The organism is Methylosinus sp. R-45379, from assembly GCF_001644125.1.
In the GTDB taxonomy this organism is placed as follows: Bacteria; Pseudomonadota; Alphaproteobacteria; order Rhizobiales; family Beijerinckiaceae; genus Methylosinus.
The window spans coordinates 1-1,231 of the sequence record NZ_LUUM01000126.1 but is presented as its reverse complement, the minus strand read 5'-3'; the positions used below and the strand labels follow the sequence as shown (position 1 = coordinate 1,231).

Sequence of the window (1,231 nt, the reverse complement as noted above, 5' to 3'; positions counted from 1 at the left end):
AGAAGACCACGTCCTGCATCTGCGCAACCTGCCCAGCGGCTCCGACGATGGCGCAAATCACCGAAAGCACCGCGGTCCCGTGCCACAGGCTATAGCCGATGCCGCGCACCCGCCGTCCATCCGTGTGACGGATGAATCCATGCGCCTCGAGCGCCTTTTCGAGTTCCGGCGCTCTTTCCCGCAGCTTCACAACGAGGTCGCAGGGCCGCGTGTCGGGCGCCTTCCCGAACTCCAAAAGCGCGGCGCCGAGCGCATGGAGGATAGGGCGCTCGTTCGGGTCCGCCAACAGTTCGTCCATCTTGATGAACGCGCCATGAATCATCTCGACGGTCACACCCGGGATCGGCGTCCCGAGATGCAATTTGGCCGCGCCTTGGCAGGTCTTGAGCCAGACCTTGGTCTCCGCTTTCGTGGCAGAGGCGAGCGCGGCGTTAAGCAGGCTGGACGCCCGGGCGAATTCGCCCAAATCGGGGATGATCATTGCACACCTCGCTACAAGGAAAGATCAGGGTATATAAAAAGCTCACTCGAGACGTTAACCTTGTCAAGGTAAATTTTCATACGAATTTCAAAGGGATTTTCCCGGGCCATGAGCAACCATCTCTCTGATCATGCGGACATGATTTTGAAATGTGAGCGCACAGGCCCATAAGAGTTATGGACTCCGGCACTCGTTGTTCGATTTAGCGATAAGAAAGCGCTTGTTGAATGAATTTTCAGATTCGTTCGTCCATCGAGCCGCCATCTAAATTTACGGATACGATCAAATTGGCCCGCCCCAAAGGCGCCAAAACGACAAGATTCGGCCCCTCGGAGCAATAGCGCCATCGAAAGCGTCGTCGATCATGACGAGCTGGCTCCCCTACGGGATCAGACCTCGAACCAAATTTACAGAGGCGCTATGGGGAGCGTTCTAGATAGGTATGTCAGTCCCGCGTTACTCCGGATTTATGAAACGGATTTGTCCGTCTATGTAACACATTTGTCCGCGAACAAATGTGTTACGTAACGCGACTTTTCGCTTTCGAAATCGACAAATCCTGCGACGCTAGATCGGCCAGCCATCTTGATTTTAACTTCTATAAAACATTTCATCACCCCAAATGAAACACAATACAGCCATATTTATCCGTATGTTATTATCACGTCATTGGCGCCATTTTCGGCCGAATGCGTGTGACGCATCCCCCATGCCCGAGCCGCCCAGCGGTCGTCGCCGCAGATCCGATCG

General features: G+C 54.4%; 1 protein-coding gene. It reads right to left on the bottom strand.

The genetic code is table 11. The features are described from left to right. Positions 1–481, bottom strand: a 481-nt coding sequence (locus A1351_RS06750) for a hypothetical protein (protein WP_157096139.1), incomplete at its 3' end; no start/stop codon positions are given. Between the last annotated feature and the right edge of the window lie 750 nt (positions 482–1,231).